Annotated in this window: 16 protein-coding genes; 12 read left to right on the top strand and 4 right to left on the bottom strand. The window is 48.6% G+C overall.

The window, feature by feature from the left end; all coding sequences use genetic code 11:
* The first annotated feature begins 106 nt into the window (after positions 1-106).
* Genes kdpA through IEW88_RS14270 form a run of 6 tightly spaced genes read left to right on the top strand, consistent with a single transcriptional unit; the run spans position 107 to position 8574 of the window.
* Positions 107-1843, top strand: a complete 1737-nt coding sequence (gene kdpA, locus IEW88_RS14295; RefSeq protein ID WP_229670507.1) for a potassium-transporting ATPase subunit KdpA — start codon at positions 107-109, stop codon at positions 1841-1843.
* Positions 1840-3837 carry a potassium-transporting ATPase subunit KdpB gene (kdpB, locus tag IEW88_RS14290; protein ID WP_147904570.1) on the top strand — a complete coding sequence of 666 codons (1998 nt, stop codon included), beginning with the start codon at positions 1840-1842 and terminating at the stop codon, positions 3835-3837. Before kdpA ends, kdpB begins: the two co-directional genes overlap by 4 nt.
* Before the next feature lie 2 nt (positions 3838-3839).
* Positions 3840-4478: a potassium-transporting ATPase subunit KdpC gene (gene kdpC / locus IEW88_RS14285; protein WP_147904571.1), complete on the top strand. Its 639-nt coding sequence runs from the start codon at positions 3840-3842 to the stop codon at positions 4476-4478.
* A gap of 12 nt (positions 4479-4490) precedes the next feature.
* Positions 4491-5222 carry a TorF family putative porin gene (locus IEW88_RS14280; RefSeq protein WP_147904572.1) on the top strand — a complete coding sequence of 244 codons (732 nt, stop codon included), beginning with the start codon at positions 4491-4493 and terminating at the stop codon, positions 5220-5222.
* A gap of 11 nt (positions 5223-5233) precedes the next feature.
* Positions 5234-7891: a DUF4118 domain-containing protein gene (locus IEW88_RS14275; protein ID WP_147904573.1), complete on the top strand. Its 2658-nt coding sequence runs from the start codon at positions 5234-5236 to the stop codon at positions 7889-7891.
* 5 nt (positions 7892-7896) lie between these two features.
* Positions 7897-8574, top strand: coding sequence for a response regulator (locus IEW88_RS14270; protein WP_147904574.1), 678 nt, complete (start codon positions 7897-7899; stop codon positions 8572-8574).
* Here IEW88_RS14270 and IEW88_RS14265 read toward each other — a convergent pair.
* The gene (locus tag IEW88_RS14265) at positions 8571-8975 is read right to left on the bottom strand and encodes a VOC family protein (RefSeq protein WP_147904575.1); all 405 of its coding nucleotides are present in this window, start codon (positions 8973-8975) and stop codon (positions 8571-8573) included. The two genes, IEW88_RS14270 and IEW88_RS14265, sit on opposite strands and share 4 nt — an antisense overlap.
* A gap of 108 nt (positions 8976-9083) precedes the next feature.
* Positions 9084-11687, bottom strand: a complete 2604-nt coding sequence (locus IEW88_RS14260; RefSeq protein WP_268237898.1) for a CHASE domain-containing protein — start codon at positions 11685-11687, stop codon at positions 9084-9086.
* A 191-nt stretch (positions 11688-11878) separates the two neighbouring features.
* Here IEW88_RS14260 and IEW88_RS14255 point away from each other — a divergent pair, with 191 nt between their 5' ends.
* Positions 11879-13819 (top strand): DNA topoisomerase III, encoded by a 1941-nt coding sequence (locus tag IEW88_RS14255; protein ID WP_147904577.1) that lies wholly within the window; start codon positions 11879-11881, stop codon positions 13817-13819.
* Positions 13820-13902: 83 nt separating this feature from the next.
* Positions 13903-14670, top strand: a complete 768-nt coding sequence (locus tag IEW88_RS14250) for a peptidylprolyl isomerase (protein ID WP_147904578.1) — start codon at positions 13903-13905, stop codon at positions 14668-14670.
* 73 nt (positions 14671-14743) lie between these two features.
* Here IEW88_RS14250 and IEW88_RS14245 read toward each other — a convergent pair whose 3' ends face one another.
* Both IEW88_RS14245 and IEW88_RS14240 read right to left on the bottom strand, forming a co-directional pair.
* A complete protein-coding gene (locus tag IEW88_RS14245) occupies positions 14744-15379 on the bottom strand; it encodes a GntR family transcriptional regulator (protein WP_147904579.1) in 636 nt (211 codons plus the stop codon).
* 1 nt (position 15380) lies between these two features.
* A complete protein-coding gene (locus IEW88_RS14240; protein ID WP_147904580.1) occupies positions 15381-16550 on the bottom strand; it encodes a benzoate/H(+) symporter BenE family transporter in 1170 nt (389 codons plus the stop codon).
* A gap of 172 nt (positions 16551-16722) precedes the next feature.
* Between IEW88_RS14240 and IEW88_RS14235 the strand changes: the two genes are divergently transcribed.
* From IEW88_RS14235 to IEW88_RS14220, 4 genes are read left to right on the top strand one after another with little or no spacing between them, the layout of a single operon-like run.
* Positions 16723-17103: a response regulator transcription factor gene (locus IEW88_RS14235; protein WP_147904581.1), complete on the top strand. Its 381-nt coding sequence runs from the start codon at positions 16723-16725 to the stop codon at positions 17101-17103.
* Complete coding sequence (locus IEW88_RS14230; RefSeq protein WP_147904582.1) at positions 17100-17843, top strand: YaiO family outer membrane beta-barrel protein; 744 nt, start codon at positions 17100-17102, stop codon at positions 17841-17843. The genes IEW88_RS14235 and IEW88_RS14230 overlap by 4 nt, the downstream gene beginning before the upstream one ends.
* Positions 17824-18900 (top strand): HEAT repeat domain-containing protein, encoded by a 1077-nt coding sequence (locus IEW88_RS14225; protein ID WP_147904583.1) that lies wholly within the window; start codon positions 17824-17826, stop codon positions 18898-18900. The genes IEW88_RS14230 and IEW88_RS14225 overlap by 20 nt, the downstream gene beginning before the upstream one ends.
* Entirely contained in the window at positions 18900-20366 is a 1467-nt protein-coding gene (locus IEW88_RS14220; RefSeq protein WP_147904584.1) for a glycosyltransferase family 2 protein, read from the top strand. The genes IEW88_RS14225 and IEW88_RS14220 overlap by 1 nt, the downstream gene beginning before the upstream one ends.
* Position 20367 lies beyond the last annotated feature (1 nt).

The raw sequence follows: 20367 nt of genomic DNA, 5'->3' as shown, positions 1-20367 counted from the left end.
CTGAGGATTACCGTGATGGGCTGGTTGTTATTGATATTGATTGGCGCCTTAAGCGCTTTGTTGATTTACGCCATGTTGGCACCGGAAAAGTTCTGAGGAGCCATTGATGGACGTTCTATTGATTTTAGCTTTGGCTTTGCTGTTGGCATGGCCTTTGGGTGCTTATATGACCGGGATTTTCTCTGGTCAAAAGCATTGGAGTGATAAGGTTTTTGCTCCTGTTGAAAAAGGGATCTTTAAAATTCTGGGCATCAACGCCAGTGCAGGCATGAACTGGAAAAGCTATGGTATAGCTTTTTTAATCAGTAACCTGGTGCTGGGCGTGATCGCCTTTTTGCTGTTGATGTTTCAGCATGTATTGCCGATGAACCCAGATGGCATAGGCCCATTAAGTTGGGATTTGGCGCTGCATACGGCTGTGTCCTTTTTAACCAACACCAACCAACAACACTATTCTGGTCAGGCTCAACTGAGCTATTTAAGCCAGGGTTTTGTCATTGTTACTTTGCAATTTGTCACCCCAGCTATGGGCCTGGCGGTTTGTCTGGCGGTATTACGTGGTTTGATGGGTGGTCGTAACGTTAAGGATGCGGAAGAGGGCGAAGAACGTGATTTAGGTAACTACTATCAGGACACAGTGCGTGCTGTGCTGAGGTTGATGCTGCCTTTAGCCGCGGTGGTTGCGCTGTTATTAGCCAGCCAGGGCGTGCCTTCGACCTATCAGGCCAGCCCAACAGTACCAGTAGTTGAACAAGGCCAAGCTTCTGTCGATCAACTGACTGAACAAAAAATCCCGTTAGGACCTGTGGCCGCTATGGTGGCTATTAAACAACTGGGTACCAATGGTGGTGGCTGGTATGGCCCTAATAGCGCTAACCCGCTGGAAAACCCAACTCCTGTTGCTAACGCCATTGAAACCATAGCGCTGGTGCTGATCCCTATCGCGATCGTCTTTATGGCCGGTGGTCTGTTACGCCAACGCGGTTTTGCCAGAATGTCTTTGGCGGTGATGGGCTTTTTAAGTTTGTTTTGTGTAGGTGCAGCCATTTACAGCGAACAGCAGCCGAATGCCGCCTTTAGTGGTTTAGCAGAGCAGGCAGGCAATATGGAAGGCAAGGAAGTGCGTTTTGGCACCGACTTATCCGCGCTCTGGGCAACATTAACCACGCAAACTTCCAATGGTTCAGTCAATGCCATGCACGACTCGCTAAATCCTGTTGCAGCTTTAGTGACCCGCTCCGGCATGCTGATCAATGCCATCTGGGGTGGTATTGGTTGTGGTTTCGTCAACTTTATTGTTTACGTCTGGATAGCGGTGTTTATTGCCGGTCTGATGATAGGCCGCACGCCGGAAATCTTTGGCCGTAAGCTGGAAAAAACCGAAATCAGCTGGCTGGGTGTATTGCTGGTATTACCCAGTGCCGTGATCTTAACTTTTACCGCTATTACCGTCGCTATCCCTGCCATTACCGGCAACAGCAACCCTGGTTTGCACGGTATTGCCCAGGTGTTTTATGAATACACTTCAGCTTTTGCCAATAACGGTTCTGGTTTTGAAGGCCTAGGCGACAATACGCCGTGGTGGAATATCAGCTGTGTGATAGTGCTGTTACTGGGTCGTTATTTACCGCTGGTGATCCCGCTGGTGATTGCAGGTTTATTGGCGAAAAAACGTCAGATCCCGTTCAGCAACGGTACCTTACCTCTGCATAACCTGACCTTTGGTGTCACTTTGGTCACAGTGATTTTAATACTGAATTTCCTGTCCTTTTTACCTTCGATGGTGCTGGGTCCTATTGGCGAAGCACTGGAATTAACTTCTATTGCAGGTGATTTAAAATGAGTAATGCCTTAGCTCAGGCCAGCGTACAGGCTTTTGTAAAACTACAGCCACAACAGGCGATTAAAAGCCCGGTGATGCTGGTGGTATGGGTGGGTACAGTGCTGGCGCTGGGTATGACAGCCAACAGTGTCATCAATGGCAAAGACTATGGCTTTGAACTGGCCAGCAGTCTGATCCTGTTTTTCACCTTATGGTTTGCTAACTTTGCCGAAGCCATAGCCGAAGCCCGTGGCCGTGGTCAGGCCGCCAGCTTAAAGGCCACCCGTCGTGATTTAACAGCCCAGTTGCTGCGTGAATCCGAAGAACCTATAGCGGTTTCCGCCAGTCAGCTCAAAGCCGGTGACAAAGTGCTGGTGGAAGCAGGCCAGTTTGTACCTGCCGACGGTGAAATTATCCTGGGTGTTGCCACTATCAATGAGTCGGCTTTAACGGGCGAATCAGCGCCGGTGCTGCGTGAAGCTGGTACCGACCACTCAGGTGTGATTGCCGGTACCAAGGTATTAAACGGCACTATTACTGTGCTGGTGACGGCAGAAGCTGGTCATAGTTTCCTTGATAAAATGATCAGCCTGGTGGAAGGCACCAACAGACAAAAAACACCAAACGAGCTGGCGTTGACAGTGTTGTTAGCCGCTTTGACGTTGGTGTTCTTAATAGCTGTGGCAACCTTACCTGCAATGGCCGCTTTTGTTGGTATCGAACTCGACCTGTTGATGCTCATCGCTCTGGTGGTCTGCTTAATTCCAACCACTATTGCCGGTTTATTACCTGCCATAGGTATTGCCGGCATGAACCGCGCTTTGGCGGCCAATGTAGTGGCCAAGTCCGGTAAAGCTGTTGAAGTAGCAGGTGATATCGATACTTTATTACTGGATAAAACCGGCACCATCACTTTTGGTGACCGTCAGGCTACTGCGTTTTTTGCACTGCCTGGTGTGGCTCAATCTGAGCTGGTGCGTGGTGCTGTGCTGTGCTCTGTGCAGGACCCAACACCTGAAGGTAAGTCTGTGGTGCGCCTGGCACAGGAACAAGGTGCTGCAGCTGAAAATCTGCCCGACAATGCCCAGTTTATTCCATTCAGCGCTCAAACCCGTTTATCCGGTGTGCAACTGGATAGCGGTGAACATTGGGTGAAAGGCGCTGCCGATGCGGTAAAGAAATGGGCACAAAGTCGCGGCCTGGCTGTACCTAACAATCTGGACCCTATAGTCACCAAAGTGGCGCAACAAGGTGCAACGCCTTTAGTGGTAGCCAATCAGCAACGTATTTTGGGTGTGATCCAGTTATCTGATGTGATTAAACCTGGTGTGGCTGAGCGTTTTGCCGAGCTGCGTGCTTTAGGTGTGCGCACCATTATGGTCACAGGTGACAACCCTATTACGGCTGGTGCTATTGCCGCTGCTGCTGGTGTGGATGACTTTGTGGCTGAAGCCCGGCCAGAAGACAAGCTGGCATTGATCCGTCGTGAACAGGCTTTAGGCCGCTTAGTGGCTATGGTTGGTGATGGTACCAACGACGCGCCCGCTTTAGCTCAGGCCGACGTTGGCTTAGCCATGAACTCCGGTACTCAGGCCGCCAAAGAAGCGGGCAATATGGTGGATCTGGATTCAGACCCCACCAAACTGCTGGCCGTGGTGGAAGTGGGCAAACAATTGCTGATCACCCGTGGCGCTTTAACCACCTTCTCGTTAGCCAATGATGTCGCTAAGTACTTTGTCATAGTGCCCGCCGTATTTGCTGCCGCTATGCCTGGTATTGCTGCGCTGAATTTTATGCAGCTGCCGGATCCAAAAATGGCAGTGTTATCTGCGCTGATTTTTAATGCGCTGATTATTCCAGCCCTGATTCCGCTGGCACTCAAAGGCGTAAAAATCCGTGCTATCAGCGCTGAAAAACTGTTACGCAACAATATGTTGATCTTCGGTTTAGGTGGCGTGTTATTGCCTTTTGCCGCGATCAAATTGATTGATATTTTACTGAACTGGATGTTTTAACTATGAACACTGATTTAATTTCTCGTTCTGGAATTTCCCGTGCTGTATCTGATAGTGCCCTTTCGTCACAACACGCCATCTGGCGTCCGGCTTTGGGTTTAGCAGCTGTAATGCTGGTGACTTGTGGTCTGGTCTATAGCGCTAGCGTCACAGGTTTAGCAGGATTGTTATTTCCACAGCAAGCCAGTGGTTCTTTGGTGATAGTCGACGGCAAAGCCGTAGGTTCGGCTTTAGTCGCCCAGCCATTTAGCGGCGATATGTATTTTCATGGCCGTCCAAGCAGTGTCAATACCGACCCTATGTCCACAGGCGGCAGTAACTTAGCGCCTTCCAATCCAGCTTTACGCGACAGAGTAGCGGCAGAAAGTGCGGTACTGACCGAACGTTATCAACTCCCTGCCACTGAACTGCCAGTGGACTTGCTGGCAAGCTCAGGCTCTGGTGTTGACCCACATATATCGCCTGAAGCTGCAGCTTTGCAGTTAAAGCGGGTGGCTGCTGCACGCGGCATACCAACAGAGGTGCTGGGTAAATTAGTGGAGCAACACACAGAAGCACCACAGTGGGGCATTTTTGGTCAACCACGCGTTAATGTGCTGCTGTTAAATCTGGCTGTAGATCAGCAATTTCTAGTGAAATAATCAGGACTTATTATGCGTATTCAATTATCGACTTTCACTTCGGCCATTCTGAGTTCAGGCCTGTTATTCGTTAGCCAGCTTCAGGCTGAAACCGTTCATAGCACGGGCTCTGTGCTAATGATTTCAGATTATTTATTCCGCGGTATTTCACAAACCGATGAAGGTCCTGCATTGCAGGGGAGCCTGACCTTGGCCACCGAATCGGGTTGGTATGCCAGTGCCTGGGGTTCCAATATTAAATTTGGTCAAGGCAGCATGGAGCTGGATATTTCTGCTGGCCGCAGCTTTGCTGTAGCCCCGGACTGGACAGTGGATCTGGGCCTGATGCAATACCGTTACCCTAAGGGCGATAACAGCACCGATCAATTTAATTTTATCGAAGGGTACGGCAAGCTGATTTATCAGGACTGGACTTTTGGGCTGGCATTGACCGACGATTATTTTGGCGCCGGTGTGGGTAAATTCTGGTACTTAAGTGCGGACTGGAATCAGCAACTCACGGAGCAGCTGCAGCTGCAATGGCATCTGGGCTACAATAAGTTTGCTAATGCATTGGAATTTAACAGCTTTTTAGCTTCAGCAAGCGAAGATGGTTCTGGCTACACCGACTGGGGGGTCAGGCTAAACACCAGCCAGCTGGGCCTGAACTGGTCTGTGGGGTACGCAGGAACTTCAGTGAGTAGTTCAGCCTGCAGCGAACTTTGTGATAATCGCTGGCTTATCAGCGTCGGCAAAACGTTTTAAGGAAAGAATCCGTGGTAACAGACTCCCGCAGACAACAAGCTGATGCGCTGTTAAAAAACCTGCAACAGCAACAGGGTGGCCAGCTGAAGATCTTTTTAGGTGCAGCGCCTGGTGTAGGTAAAACCTGTGCCATGCTCAATGCTGCCCGCGAGCGCATGCAACAAGGCACAGCAGTTATGGTGGGGTTAGTGGAAACACATGGCCGTGCCGACACAGAAGCTTTGCTGCAGGGTTTTGAGCTGTTACCACGGCGTCAGCTGGATTATCAGGGCCAACAACTCACCGAATTTGATTTAGATGCGGCTTTAGCCGCCAAGCCAGCACTTTTGCTGGTGGACGAGCTGGCGCACAGTAATATTCCGGGCAGCCGGCATAAAAGGCGTTATCAGGATATCGCTGAGTTATTGGCCGCTGGTATAGATGTGTACACCACGATCAATGTGCAGCATATCGCCAGTCTGAATGATTTAGTGCTGCAAATCAGTGGTATACGCGTAAAAGAAACAGTGCCTGATCAGTTTATCGACAGTGCACAACAATTAGTTTTTGTCGATTTAGCGCCCAATCACCTGCTGGAGCGGTTGCAGCAAGGTAAGGTGTATGTCGCTGATTATGCCGCTTTGGCGGTGAAGCAGTTTTTCCAGCTGGAAACTTTAACAGCGCTGCGTGAAATGGCGATGAAGCTGGTGATGAGCCATGTGGATGCGCAGTTAAAAACTGAGCAGGACGCCAAAGCCCGTGGCAGTGATTATCTTATTCAGGATAAATTGCTGGTGCTGATCTCCAACCGCCGCGACCATGAATACCTGATCCGCATTGGTCGCCGTGTCGCCGAAAAACGGCAGATGCCCTGGCTGGTGGTTTGGGTCGACACAGGACAAATGCAGTATCAGTCGACACAACAACGCTTGCAGTCGGCTTTTGCCCTGGCGCGTGAACTTGGCGCTCAGACCGATATTTTGCGTGGTCCTTCTACTTTACAGACCATTTTGCCTTATATCACAGAGCATAGGATTAACGCTGTGCTGGTTGGTGCTGGTACAAAACGTGTGATGCAACCCTGGCGTAAGCCCTTGTACCAACAACTGATTAATAGCTGTTTACCGTTAGAAGTTTCGGTGTATCGCTCTGGTGAATCGACCCAGCAAGCCAGAGTGTCAGCACCTGCTTCGGGCACCTTTGGCCAAAAAGCCGGTTATGCTTTTGGTGCAGTTTTTACCGCAGCCGCCAGTGCTTTGGCTTTAGCTTTGGACCAATGGCTGCAAAGTGGCAATCTGGTGCTGATTTTTGTGTTGGCTGTGGTGCTTTGTGGTCTGAAATACGGCGCCCGCCCCGCTATTTTTACCGCTTTGTTGTCGTTTTTCAGCTTTAACTTTTTTCTGACCGAACCTTATTTCACCTTTAACGTGAATAAAAACGATGATGTCGCCACGCTGATTTTTATGCTGGTGATAGGCATGACCTGTGGTCCTGCTGCTTCGCGTATCCGGCAGCAATTGTTGCTATTAAAAGAAGCCAACAGATACTCAGAATTACAACGGGATTTTGCCCAACAATTAACAGTGATCCATCAAACCGATGAACTCTGGACTATTTTGGCTACCCAGCTGACCCAAGCACTGCGCTGCCCTGTACATCTGGTCAGTTTTGAATCAGAGCAGAAGCTTCTGCCTGCGCTGAATCAGCCGTTGCTGGCGCTGGATCAGGCGATGATTGACTGGGCCAGACGGCATCAGCAAATGGCGGGGCGTTTTAGCGATACCCTCAATGCCAGCCAGTGGACAGCTCTGCCATTGGTTGTGCAAGCTAAAACTATCGCCGTCATAGTGCTGCAGTTTCCCACTACTGTGCAGGTGTTAAGGCCGGACGACCGGGATTTAATCGCCACTTTAAACCAGCAGGCAGTCAGTGTCTGGCAGCGCATTAGTCTGAATACGGAACTGGAGAGCTCAAAACTGAAAGCCGAAATGGAGCAATTGCGTTCGGCCTTGTTGTCTTCTGTGTCACACGATTTGCGTTCTCCGCTGGCGGCCATGATGGGTTCTGCTGAGAGTTTGCAGGTGCTGGACCAGCAGTTATCCAAAGAAGATCGGAATGAGCTGTTAAGCACCATACTGCTGGAAAGTCAGCGGCTGGACCGCTATATCCAGAATCTGCTGGATATGACGCGTTTAGGTCATGGCACCTTAAAACTGGAACGGGATTGGGTGTCGGTGGCCGATATTATTGGCAGTGCCAAACAACGTTTAAAACGTTTTTTCCCACAAGTGGAAGTGGACTACGAAGCAACACCGGATTTGCCATTGCTGTATGCTCACGCCGCTTTGCTGGAACAAGGGCTGTTTAATATTCTGGAAAATGCCGCTAAATACAGTCCTGATGGCGAGCCTGTGCGGGTTTGGGTTAGTCAGCAAGGTAAAGTCTGCCGTATTGAAATTGAAGACAGTGGCCCCGGCATTCCTGAAGCATTGCGGGAAAAAGTCTTTGACATGTTTTATGTGGTGGCCGATGGCGACAGTAAAAGGCACAATACCGGCATGGGGCTGGCGATTTGCCGTGGCATGATTGGTGCGCACGGCGGATCGGTCAAAGCCACTTCAGCCCGTGTTGGCACTGGTTCACGTTTTATTGTCGAATTGCCATTGCCTGAAACCCAAGCAGGAGACTAAGTCTATTGTCTGCCCGAATTCTGGTTGTTGATGACGAAATGCAAATCCGCAAAATGCTGCGGATCGCATTAAGAAGTGTCGGTTATGAGGTGACAGAAGCTGATTCAGTCGAATCCGGTCTGGCGGCTTTAGTGCGCCAGCAGCCGGATTTACTGGTATTGGATTTAGGTTTACCTGATGGCGACGGTCTGGAGTTATTAAGCGAACTGCGCAGTTTTTCCAAAGTACCTGTCATAGTTTTGTCAGTGCGTAATGGTGACTCCGACAAAATCAAAGCGCTGGATATAGGCGCTCAGGATTATGTGACTAAACCTTTTAGTGTCGAAGAGTTACTGGCGCGGGTGCGTGCGCAATTACGCGACCGTTTACCGGATAAAACCCCGGCTGTGCTGGACGATGGTTATCTGCATATAGATCTGGCACGCCGTTTGGTGACCTGCAAAACGCAGGAAGTTGAACTGACGCCAAAAGAATATGCGGTGCTGGCGACCTTGGCTCAGCACAGGCAATGCGTGATCACACAAAAGCAGTTGCTGGAACAAATCTGGGGCCCAACCCATGGTCAGGACAGCCATTATTTACGTATTGTGGTAAGCCACCTACGGCAAAAAATAGGCGACGACCCTACCGAACCTAAGTACTTGAAAACCGAGGCTGGGATAGGTTATCGCCTGATGCTCTAACCAGCCACTGCGGCCGGGTCCATCCAGAAAAACTCCCAGATATGGCCATCTAAATCCAACACTGAGCGGCCATACATAAAACCTAAATCCTGTTTTGCATTGATGTCGGCGGTACCACCGGCTTTATCCGCCGCAGCACAGACCTGATCCACCGCTGCTTTGTTGTCACAACTTAACGCCAGCATCACTTCGCTGCTGCCTGAGTCTGGTATTGGTCTTTGGGTAAAACTCTGCCATTTGGCGTGCGTGAGTAACATAACAAAAATATGCTCGCTCCAGACCATACAAGCTGCTGTGTTATCGCTGAACTGCATATTCTGGCTAAAACCCAGTGCCTGATAAAATTCGATTGCAGCAGTTAAGTTGCTGCAAGGTAAATTAACAAAAAGCATTTTGGCCATAAGCCCTCCTGTTGCTGTGTAATGGATTTATGATTCACACAGCTTAGTCGGACCGGGGGGATGAGTATCGACAACACCACGAAATTTCTTTTTTAAGCCCGCTTGTCTCTACTCAGGCCGCTGAGTTTTTTCGTGTCGATTGAATTGTGGGTAGTAAGGAAAAGTCAGGCTAAAGCAGGTACCTTTACCGAGCTCTGATTCAAAGTCGATACTGCCTTGCATCATCTCTACCAGTGTTTTACTAATATTTAAACCTAAGCCTGATCCCTGATTGCTGCGACTGTCTGAGCTGTCGGCCTGAGCGAATTTCTGAAAAATCTTGCTTCTGAAGGATTCGGCTATGCCTGCACCCTGATCTGTCACCTGGATCACCAACTGCTGTTGTGTTAACTGATAACTTAAAGTGACGACCGAATGAATGGGCGAAAATTTAATGGCATTAGAGATTAAATTCGACAGAATTTGCAGCAAGCGGAATTTGTCCTGATACAAATAAACAGGCTTGGTATCTGATGGCACAACTAAATCCAGTCGTACTAAATATTTATCAGCATAAGCCTGATTTTGCTCTTTGGCTTCCTGCAATAAAGCCAGCACTTCAACCTCTGAAGGCTGCAGCTTTAACTGGCCAAATTCCAGCTTTTCTATATCCAGAATATCGTTGACCAGACGGGCCAAACGGTCGGTATTCGTTTTGGCTATTTGCACCAGTTGCTGCGCTTGTGGGGGTAATTCGCCCACTACACCTCCAGCTAATAAGCCTAAAGAGCCATTTATAGAGGTCAAAGGAGTACGCAGTTCGTGACTGACTGTCGATATAAACTCGCTTTTCATCCGGTCAATTTTTTTGCGTTCACGCAGGTCATGTAGCATCAGGGTGTATAAATGTTTATCTGCAACATCAACCCGGCTTAACCCCATTTCCAGCGGTATTTGCTGACCCTCTTCGCTCAGCCCCGTGATCTCCACTGTGTGGCCTACCCACAAGTTCAACTGGTCGATAGTTAAGGGTTGTAGTAGCTGGTGATTTTTATGTTCGGGTAAATACGCCAGTAACTTGCTGACGGGCTGACGCAACAACGCAGGCATTGTGTAGCCAAACAACAAGGAGGTTTCTTTATTAACACGCTCTATGATGCCCTGCTGATCCACTATGATGATGGACTCTACTGCGTTATCAAGAATCGAACTTAACTCTTTAGTACGCTGTGCTATTAAGTGCTCAATACGGGCTGAGCGGCCGGTCAGAACCAACAGAAATATGCCTAATAAACTGCACAACACCAATCCACCACTCAGCACATACCAGCTTTGATGGCCAGAACTTGCAGCCAGTATTTTGGGGCCTGGGACCAGCTGTAACTCCATGGTCCGGCCGGCATAAGACCAGAAATTAACCCAGTTCAGCCAACTGGCACCTGATGAAGCTACTGGTGTCCCGTAGTAAAAATCTCCCGTTCCTAAATCTTTAATCTGTAACTGGAATTCTGAATTGTCATACTGGCTTAAGCTGGTTTGTATCAGCACCTTTGTCGAAAAAATACCACAGACAAAACCACGTAGTTGTTGTCTGCGCTCGGCCAGAGTTTTAGGCTCTGTACCATGTTGATACACAGGAATGAAAAACAGCACTGCATCATCCCCATTCACCAGCTTGACCGGGGCTGTCATACTGATATCACCCAGATCTCTGGCGTAGTCCATGGCCTCTTTGCGTTTAGCTTCAGCGCTTAAATCCAGGCCAATTAAATGGCGGTCGCCCGCTGCTGATGCCATATAGCGGATAATACTGTAGTTGGGTCTGAGCGCGGCAGGTCTTACTCCGGGCGTGGCATATTCCAGAAAAGGGAACTCAGATTCAAGTTCAAGCCGCCTGGCATGGCTGACTTGTTCGACCCAATCAAAATACAAGACACCAGACTCCTGCCAAGGATAATTACGCAGAAACTGCTGAAACATTGCCTCTGTAATTTCAGGTTGTGTGGCAAATAAACGCTCGAGCGACTGCATTTTTTGCAGAACTTTGCTGACCCTGAACTGGAGGGTGGCATTGATTTGGTCTGCCTGGTCAAAAAAACGTTGCTGCTGAGAGTCCTGATATTGAAAACGGGCGCGAATAGACAATGCGATTACCAAAACAGCACACACCAGCAAAGGCAAACCAACGGTCAGCCAGCGCGACCGCCATAAAGCCCTGGGTCTGGCAAACAACATAAAAGTTAAAGGCAGAAAGATCATCACGCCCAACATGTCACCTATCCACCAGGTCAGCCAATTCTGTTGGATATTGTCGACACTGAGTAAATTACCCTGCAGTAAAACCGCAGTAGATAAACCTGAGCTGACCAGGCAAGCAACTGGGCCTGCCAGAATAAATAAACCAATGATGCTGCGTTCGTGGGTCAGTGCGGTGTGAAAGTCAGCAAAACGTCGAACAGACCAGACGGCTAAAGCGACAGTGAGCACAGTGATAGCCGCCATGCTAAAACAGTGCCTTAGTTGCTCCTGCCATAAGCTGCTGTCCGGCCAATCGCCGATGCTGAAGACTAATACAAAAGAGCCAATGAAAGCGCCAAACAGCATGGAGTACCCCCACAGCAGAGTGGCTGCGATGGCAATACCAATAGAAGGAAACACTGCGGTGGCCAGACCCGGAGCTATGGCCTGCATCAAGGCAAGATATCCAAACGAAAAGTAACCAACAGCCAGCAAGAGGCTGCGGATTAAGGCGGTACTAAAGGCTGAAAGAGAGATCAAAACTGACAATTCACCTGACTTGACTCCGGTCTGTACCGGCAAAGTTCTAGCTTACTCCGTGCCCATAAGAAAACAAATGCTCCGGTCTTTGCTTTTTGGTAAAAATTACGGTTAAATTAACTGTGTTTTCATACAGTGAATTGCTAATGAGATTGTATATTGCTGAAAAGCCCAGTATGGCCCGTGCTATCGCCGACGCCTTTGGCTCACATCAAAAACAGCAGGGGTATCTGCAACTTAGCAATGGCGATAAAGTCAGCTGGTGTCTCGGCCATTTGTTGGAGCAGGCCGAACCTGAAGCCTATGACCCAAGCTTTAAAAGCTGGCGACTGGAGCATTTACCTATAGTGCCAGACCAATGGAAGCTGGTGGCCAAAACACAAAGCAAAGCCCAACTGAAAATTCTGACTCAACTGATTAAAGAGGCGACTGAACTGGTGCATGCTGGCGATCCGGACAGGGAAGGCCAGTTGCTGGTGGATGAGGTGCTGCAACACAGTAAAATCAGTCAAACTAAACTGAAGCAAACCAAAAGGTTGTTGCTGAACGATTTAACTCCTGCCGCTGTGCGTCTGGCCTTACAGCAGTTAAAGCAGAATTCTGAGTTTGCGCCTTTGTCGCAAAGTGCCCTGGCGCGAAGCCGGGCAGATTGGCTGTATGGTATTAACTTAACCCGGGCTTATACCTTACATGGCCAGAGGCAAGGTTATCAGGGCGTGTTATCTGTAGGGCGCGTGCAAACCCCGGTGTTGGGTTTGGTCGTGCAGCGTGAATTACAAATCGAGAATTTTGTCAGCCGTGATTTTTATCAGGTCAAAGCGCATTTAACAGGAGCCGACTGGCCTTTTACTGCGATCTGGCAACCCAGCGAAGCTTGTGCCCCTTATCAGGATGAGGAAGGTCGGGTATTGAGCCGCGAATTGGCAGAACTGGTGCAACGTAAAACCAGCCATCAAGTCGCTGTAGTAGAGCAAGTGCAACAACTGCCGAAAAAGCAGTACGCGCCTTTGCCTTTTAGCTTGTCAGCTTTGCAAATTGAAGCTGCAAAACTTTATGGCATGACAGCACAACAAGTGCTGGATAATTGTCAGCAATTGTATGAACGCCATCAATTGATCACTTACCCTCGTTCGGATTGCCGGCATTTGCCAGAGCAGCAATTTAGCCAGTCTGCAGCTGTCTGCCGGGCTATAGTGGCGAACAGCCCAGAGCTTGCAGAGATGCAACAGCAAGCCAGTATGAGCCTGCGCAGCAAAGCCTGGGATGACAGCAAAATTACCGCTCACCACGCTATTATTCCGACCGACAAATCATTGAAATCAGCCAGCCTGAATAGCTTTGAAGCCAAACTCTACTGGCTGATCGCCCGGCAGTTTTTATGGCAGTTTTTCCCGCCGTTTTGTTATCTGGAGCAGCAGGCGCTGCTGAAAATTGCCGGAGGTTTATTTAAAGCTCAGGCCAGACTAGAGCAGTCTTTGGGTTGGAAGGCTTTTTATAAAGCCAGTCAAAAAGAGCAACAAGATGAGGATACTGATGAGCAACAAAGCTTGCCGCCTTTAACCAAAGACCAAGAGTTGCAGTCAGGTCAGTCAGAATTAGTGTCGAAACAAACCCAGCCACCGGCTTATTTCACTGATGCGACTTTATTAGCGGCCATGACGGGGATCAGCCGTTTTGTCACTGACCCGGAACTAAAACGTATCTTAAAAGAAACCGCAGGTTTGGGCACTGAAGCGACCCGGGCTGGTATTCTGGAGTTGTTATTTAAACGCGGCTACTTGCAGCGCCATGGCAAACAAATTCGGGCCAGCCAGCTAGGGCGTGTTTTTATTCAAAGTTTGCCAGAGCGTATTACCACACCGGATCTAACAGCTTTATGGGAAGCTCAGCTGGAGCAGATTTGTCATCAACAAAAAAATTATCCAGAGTTTATGGCGCAGTTGCAGCCAGAAATTATCAACCTGGTGCAACAGGCACAGGTGTCGGTTGAAATCGCAAAAACCGCCCCTCAACAAAAGCCAGCCTATAAGAATAAAAGACGTTTTCCCTCTACTGCGAAAGGCAAAAGAGTTAATAAAGTTAGCTAGTTCGTTACCAATTGTAATGCAGCTGGATTGAGTTCCGGTTCTTCGATTAAAGTCTGGTCACTTTAAAATCAGAGAGCCATACCATGTTGAAAAAATCTGTGCTTGCGGCAACTTTTACCGCTGCTTTAGCTATTAGCCATAACGCCGCCGCTACTATTGTGTTGGTTGAAACTAATATGGGTGATTTTGAAATCAACCTGTTTGACCAAACTACCCCAAAAACTGTGACTAACTTCCTGACTTATGTCAGAGATGGTGCCTATAACAACTCTGTCATTCACCGCTCATTAAAAGACTTTGTGATTCAAGGCGGCGGCAAGCGCTACAGCGGCAATAACTCTGCACCTTTTACCGATATTCCGGCACGTGGCCCGGTTGATAATGAACCCAAATTATCGAATGTACGTGGCACTGTAGCTATGGCAAAAATAAACAACAGTCCGAACAGCGCTACTACGAATTGGTATGTGAATATCAAAGATAACTCTGCAAACCTGGACAAAGACAATGGCGGTTATACGGTGTTTGGGGTAGTGACTGGAACCGGCATGTCTATTGTTGACAGTATCAATACTCTGTATGTACCGGGAGGCGCTTTTAGAGAAGCCCCGCTGCGTAATTACAGCCTGACGGATTGGACGAATAAGGTACCGGTAACAGCCAGTAATCTGGTAACTATTGAACGTATGACCATTATCGATGACAGCCCAACTACAGCGGCCAACCTGAATCCCAAGCCAAATACGCTGATAGGTCAGGTGACTGACAGTGGTTCAAGCAGTGGTTCAATGGGTTCTGCTTTATTACTGGTTTTGGCTGGTTTGGCCTTCTGGCGTCGTCCTAAGGTTTAACCCCTTCGTACTTGAAGTTGCAGCTCAGTTGACTGCGTGCTCTGGCTGCAACATCCATTACCTTGGGTAAAAGCTATTTGGTTAATGCACGCAGGTGAGCCACCAATAGTTCACCTGCTTGCTGAATATGCTGCTGGAGTAAAGCAATGGCAGTCTCCAGTTGCTGAGCTCTTAATAACTCCAGCAGTTGCCAGTGTTCCTGATGGCTGGTATCTGCGTAATTCATGCTGATTTCCTGGAAACCTAAATAACGTTCCACTTGCTGGTGCAGGCTGTGCAGTAAACGCAGTAAATGTGGGCACTGGCTGGCCTGATACAACATCAGGTGAAACTGCCAATTAAGTGCGCCTCTGTCCGCTGCAGATAAATGCTGATCCTGCTCAATTCTGTGCAATAAATCTTCAGCCTGGCCCAGCAGGCTAAAACTGAGCTGGGGAAAAGCACGGCGTAGTGCCATAGGCTCCAGTTGCAAGCGGATTTGGTATAACTCTTCAGCTTCCGCTGCTGTCAAAGGCGGCACCATTAAACTGGCTTTACCTGCCATCACCACTAAAGCTTCAGCTTTAAGTTGCTGTAATGCATCCCGCACCGGAATACGACTGACCTGGTAATGCTCTGATAACTTTTGCTGATTCAGCACCGCACCCGCAGGCCAGATACCCTGACGAATATCCTGCTTTAACTGCTGATATAAACTGGCTTTGGTCATCTCAGGCCGCCTGCTTTTTTGGGAGTTTAAGTGCCAGTACACAGAGTAACCCAGCCACTAAACCCCAAAAGGCTGAAGCTATACCAAAAAAGCTGACGCCTGAGACTGTCACCAGTAAGGTGATTACCGCTGCTTCTCTGTCGGGCCCTGCTTGTGTGGTCAAGGCTAAATTCGTGCCTATAGTGCCAAGCAAAGCCAGGCCAGCTAAAGCTGTGACTAAAGTGGTGGGAAAGGCAGCAAATAAAGCCACAACAGCAGCGCCTGCCAAGCCTGTTAGCAAATAAAAAATACCGGCAGCCACACCTGCGCTGTATCTTTTTGCTGGATCGGCATGGGCTTCAGGGCTGGCACAAATAGCGGCAGTAATAGCGGCTAAGTTAATAGAGAATGCCCCTAGTGGCGCCAGCACTATAGTAGTAAAAGCGCTGGTATTGATCAGGGGTGATACCGGCAGGTTGTACCCGCTGCTTTTAAACACCGCCAAACCCGGAATATTTTGCGAAGTTAAAGTGACAATAAAAAGTGGTAAGCCCACGCCAATTAATGCACTGATGGACCACTCTGGCCAAATCCAGACTGGTGCTGGCCAGTCAAAATGCACCTGTGCCAGGCTCAATTGACCTTGCAGACTGGCATAAAGCACAGCCACCAGCAACACCAGTGGAATAGCGTAACGGGGCTGATACTGTTTGCTGATCAGGTAAGTGACGCACATCAAACCAACCAGCCACAAGTCTTGCTGCAAAGAGGTAAATATCGACAAACCAAAATTAAATAAAATACCAGCCAGCATGGCGGAGGCGATTTGTAGCGGAATTTTATTGCTGAGTTTTTCAAACCAACCTGTCAGGCCCAGCACTAAACTTAAAGCTGCAGCGAAGATAAATACACCTACGGCCTCGGCTAAGCTCAGACCTTGCAAGCTACTGACTAACAGTGCAGCTCCGGGCGTGGACCAGGCGGTTAAGACTGGGGCTTTAAAATACAAAGACAAACCAATGCAAGTCAGGCCCATACCCAAACCTAAAGCCAAAATCCAGGAGGCCATCACGGCCTGATCGGCGCCAGCCGCAGCGGCCGCCTGAAATACAATAGCCACTGAACTGGCAAAGCCCACCAAGACAGCCACAAAACCAGCAGCTATGGTCGATACGCTAAAGTCGCGCCACATCGAAGTTCACCTGATACATAATTTTTGAATACATTAATTTAATTTGTATACAAAATCCAGTGACTAACCCTGGTTTGTTAGCCGCAGTTGCCTTTTTTTTCTCTACAGCTTGAACAAGTGGGGGAATTAGCTTAAGAAAGGAACCAGAGACAGCCAGATCTATGGAGTATGAATGGGCGCTAAAACTGTATTGCTGGTTGAGGATGATGAGCTGATTGGCAAGTTGTTGGTTTTTATTCTGCAACGTGATGGTTATCAGGTGGAATGGCTGAAAGATGGTCAGCAGGCGCAGGAGTTGGTGTTATCCGGTCGCGATTTTAGTGCTGTGGTACTGGATTTAATGCTGCCATTTTTTGATGGCTTATTTTTGCTGGAGTTAATTCGCAATCAGGCTGCCATGGCTAGTGTTCCAGTGCTGATTCTGACGTCTAAAATGGGCGAAGACGATATAGCGCTAGCCCTGAAAAAAGGTGCAGATGATTATTTAGTGAAACCCTTTCAGCCGCCTGAGCTCAGTGCCCGTTTACGTCGTCTGATAGGGAAACAAGGATGATGAAAAGCTCACTCTTTATACTGGCTGCTTTAACTCCTGCCTGTTGTGTGGCAGCAGACAGTTATCAACTGGAAACCGGTGCTGGGTATGAACAGTTGTCGAATAGTTTTGCCGATGGCTCGTTTTATTATGCCGGATTACGCCATGCGACCACAGATTATGGCTGGGGAGCCCGCTGGCAGCGCAGTAAGCGTTTTGACTTAAAGGATCAGGAATGGCTGACGGATGGCTACTATAAAATCAGTGATAATCTGACCTGGTTGGGGCAAGCCGGTTACAGTCCGCAAAACAGAGTTCGGCCTGAATTATCTATCGGTAATCAATTGGCCTGGCAATGGACTAAAGGTTGGGTGGTGACACCCGGAGTGTCGGTTGCCAATGATGATCAGCAGGACAGTCGCAGCTATAGCCTGATGAACGAACATTATCGGGGTTCATGGCGCTATGCCTATACCTGGTATCACTCCAGACCTGAAGACACAGGCTCAGCCAATACCCATCTCATTCAAGCCAGCTATTACTTTAACGATACGGATTCACTGACTGCTTTGCTGGTCAAAGGTAAAGAACTGGAACGTTTGCCAAACCGTGTATTGGTGATGGATGTCACTCGTATTGGCTTATTTGGTCAATTTTCTTTTGCGACCGACTGGAGCTTGTTATACAACCTGAGCTGGTCTGAACAAGATGTGTTATACGAAAAAACTGAGGTGGGCTTAGGTGTCCGATACACACTCTGATGTGATAGTACAGTTGGTGTGGTACAGCAGCGCTGTGTTGTTACTGATGACACTGGCGCTGTTGCTGTTGACGCTTTTTATGCATTACGAAAGGCGGCAGCGCGAAAAAAGCCGCCTGCAGGCGACTGAACAGTGGACTCCAATTCTGTTTTCCTGGATTTATTCACCGGAAGAAAATACGGGGCCTTTACCCCAGCTCAATGCGGAAGGTTTTGGTTTTGTGGTGCAATTATGGTTGCAGCTTGAACAAACGGTTCGCGGCAGTGCATCCAGTCGTTTGGCCGAACTGGCTCAGCGCTTACATCTGATCCCGGTAATGAAACAGTGGCTGCATGGTTACAGTACAGATAAAAAACTAACCGCCATTATGGCGCTTGGCATAGTGCAGGAGAAATCGGCTTTTGCTGAGCTGCTGCCTCATGTACTGGATAAACGAACGATTTTTTCTTTGGTGGCAGCCCGGGCTTTGTTGTCGATAGATGCCAAACTGGGTTTACCTGTCATTTTAAGTCAAATTTACCGGGACGATTGGTCTGTTAGCCGGGTCGCTGGTTTGTTGGTGCGTTTGCCTCACGACCTTATAGTCCGGTCTATTACAGAATGTGCCGAAAAAGCCACAGCCAAAGAGCTAAGGCGTTTAATTAAGCTGATGCATATTTTATCGCCCATCGACAGTCAGCCTTTGATCCAGCACGCTTTAGTGCATTACCCGGATGAAATGGAACTCTTGACCACAGCTTTTGCCTGCGCAGTATCCCCCGACTTATTGCCGTTGTTACGCCAGCAGGTTACTAACCCGCAATGGGAAGTTCGGGTACAGCTCGCTAAGGCATTAGCGCGGTTAGGCGATAGTTCTGATGCACCTTTATTAGTAAAAATGCTGTCAGACCCTAACTGGTGGGTACGTTATCGTTCAGCACAAAGCCTGATTTCACTACCTGGCATTGATGATGCTCAGCTGCAACTCTGGCAACAACAACTGACGGACCCTTTTGCGCTGGCGATTTTGTTGCAAGTGAAAGAAGAACAACAACGTCAGCAACAAGGGAGAACCTGATGGCATATGACTGGGTACAGCAGTTCACAGAGCTGACGCATCAGTGGATACAACAACTGGATTTAGCGCCATGGCTGGTGCCTTTGCAGTGGCTATTGGTGGGTTATTTTGTCTGTTTGTCAGTCGGTTATCTGACACTGAATTTAGTAGCTCTGCTGGTGATGCGCAGTCATATTCAGTCGGCGCGCACTGAGTTATTACCAGCCAGCTATGCCAGCTTTTTAACTCCCATTTCTGTGCTGGTGCCTGCTTACAACGAGCAGGAAACCATTGCCAGTTCAGTGTTGTCCTTATTGCAATTGACTTATCCTGAATACGAAGTGATCGTCATCAACGACGGCTCAAAAGATGACACCTTGCAGGTACTGAAAGACAGTTTTGCTTTGACTTTATCATCAGCCACTTGCCCTATTCGTTTACCTTGCCAACAAATTCGCGGTATTTACCAGTCCAGCCGTTACCCGAATTTAAAAGTGATAGACAAAGCCAATGGCGGTAAAGCCGATGCTTTGAATGCTGGTGTGAATTTATCGCGTTTTCCACTGTTTTGTGGTGTGGATGCCGACTCTATTTTGCAACGCGACAGTTTGCTACGCATTATCCGGCCTTTTCTGGAAGACCCGGACGCCATAGCCGCGGGAGGTACAGTACGTATCGCCAATGGCTGCCAGGTTAAAGATGGTTTGTTACTCAAAGCTGCCTTACCGAATAAACTATTGCCGCAATTGCAAATAGTAGAGTATCTGCGCGGTTTCTTGTTTGGACGGTTAGGCTGGTCGTCTTTAAATGCCTTATTAATCATCAGTGGTGCTTTTGGTTTGTTTAAAAAAGATCTGGTGATTGAAGTGGGTGGTTACCGGCATAAAACCATAGGCGAAGATATGGAGCTGGTAGTGCGGATGCATAAACATATGCGACTGCAAAAACGAAAGTACCGCATTTATTTTATTCCTGACCCCGTCTGCTGGACTGAAGCACCGGAAGATTTAGCTACACTTGCGCAGCAGCGCGTGCGTTGGCAACGAGGTTTACTGGAAAGCTTAAGCGCTAATATGTCGTTATTATTCCATCCTAAATCCGGTGCTGTTGGCTGGCTGGCTTTTCCTTTTGCTTTGTTATTTGAGGCTCTGGGTCCGGCGCTGGAAGTCATGGGTTATTTATTTATGTTATTTACCTGGCTTGCCGGTTGGTTAGACCCGGCCGCTTTATTGGCCTTTTTAGTGGTGACCATAGGTTTTGGCATATTGATTTCTGTCGTGGCGCTGGTGTTGGAAGAAATGTCGTATCCTGTCTATCCGGGCGGGCGCAGCATCATGCGGTTGTTTTTCATGGCGGTGCTGGAAAATTTTGGCTATCGCCAACTGAATTCCTGGTGGCGGTTAAAAGGCTTGTGGCTTTGGGCGCGCAACAGCAAAAGCAGCTGGGGTACAATGAAACGTTCGGGCAAATGGCAAAACAGCAAATAAA

The sequence above is a fragment of the Rheinheimera tangshanensis genome (assembly GCF_014645135.1).
Taxonomy (GTDB): Bacteria; Pseudomonadota; Gammaproteobacteria; order Enterobacterales; family Alteromonadaceae; genus Pararheinheimera; species Pararheinheimera tangshanensis.
Note: the sequence above shows the minus strand (reverse complement) of the source record. Positions and strands in the feature narration are given on the sequence as shown.

Bases quoted from the DNA above. Each gene is read 5' to 3' on its own strand.
- kdpA (WP_229670507.1), top strand. From the start codon at position 107: ATGGACGTTCTATTGATTTTAGCTTTGGCTTTGCTGTTGGCATGGCCT.
- kdpB (WP_147904570.1), top strand. From the start codon at position 1,840: ATGAGTAATGCCTTAGCTCAGGCCAGCGTACAGGCTTTTGTAAAACTA.
- kdpC (WP_147904571.1), top strand. From the start codon at position 3,840: ATGAACACTGATTTAATTTCTCGTTCTGGAATTTCCCGTGCTGTATCT.
- IEW88_RS14280 (WP_147904572.1), top strand. From the start codon at position 4,491: ATGCGTATTCAATTATCGACTTTCACTTCGGCCATTCTGAGTTCAGGC.
- IEW88_RS14265 (WP_147904575.1), bottom strand. From the start codon at position 8,975: ATGGCCAAAATGCTTTTTGTTAATTTACCTTGCAGCAACTTAACTGCT.
- IEW88_RS14255 (WP_147904577.1), top strand. From the start codon at position 11,879: ATGAGATTGTATATTGCTGAAAAGCCCAGTATGGCCCGTGCTATCGCC.
- IEW88_RS14250 (WP_147904578.1), top strand. From the start codon at position 13,903: ATGTTGAAAAAATCTGTGCTTGCGGCAACTTTTACCGCTGCTTTAGCT.
- IEW88_RS14245 (WP_147904579.1), bottom strand. From the start codon at position 15,379: ATGACCAAAGCCAGTTTATATCAGCAGTTAAAGCAGGATATTCGTCAG.
- IEW88_RS14240 (WP_147904580.1), bottom strand. From the start codon at position 16,550: ATGTGGCGCGACTTTAGCGTATCGACCATAGCTGCTGGTTTTGTGGCT.
- IEW88_RS14235 (WP_147904581.1), top strand. From the start codon at position 16,723: ATGGGCGCTAAAACTGTATTGCTGGTTGAGGATGATGAGCTGATTGGC.
- IEW88_RS14230 (WP_147904582.1), top strand. From the start codon at position 17,100: ATGATGAAAAGCTCACTCTTTATACTGGCTGCTTTAACTCCTGCCTGT.
- IEW88_RS14220 (WP_147904584.1), top strand. From the start codon at position 18,900: ATGGCATATGACTGGGTACAGCAGTTCACAGAGCTGACGCATCAGTGG.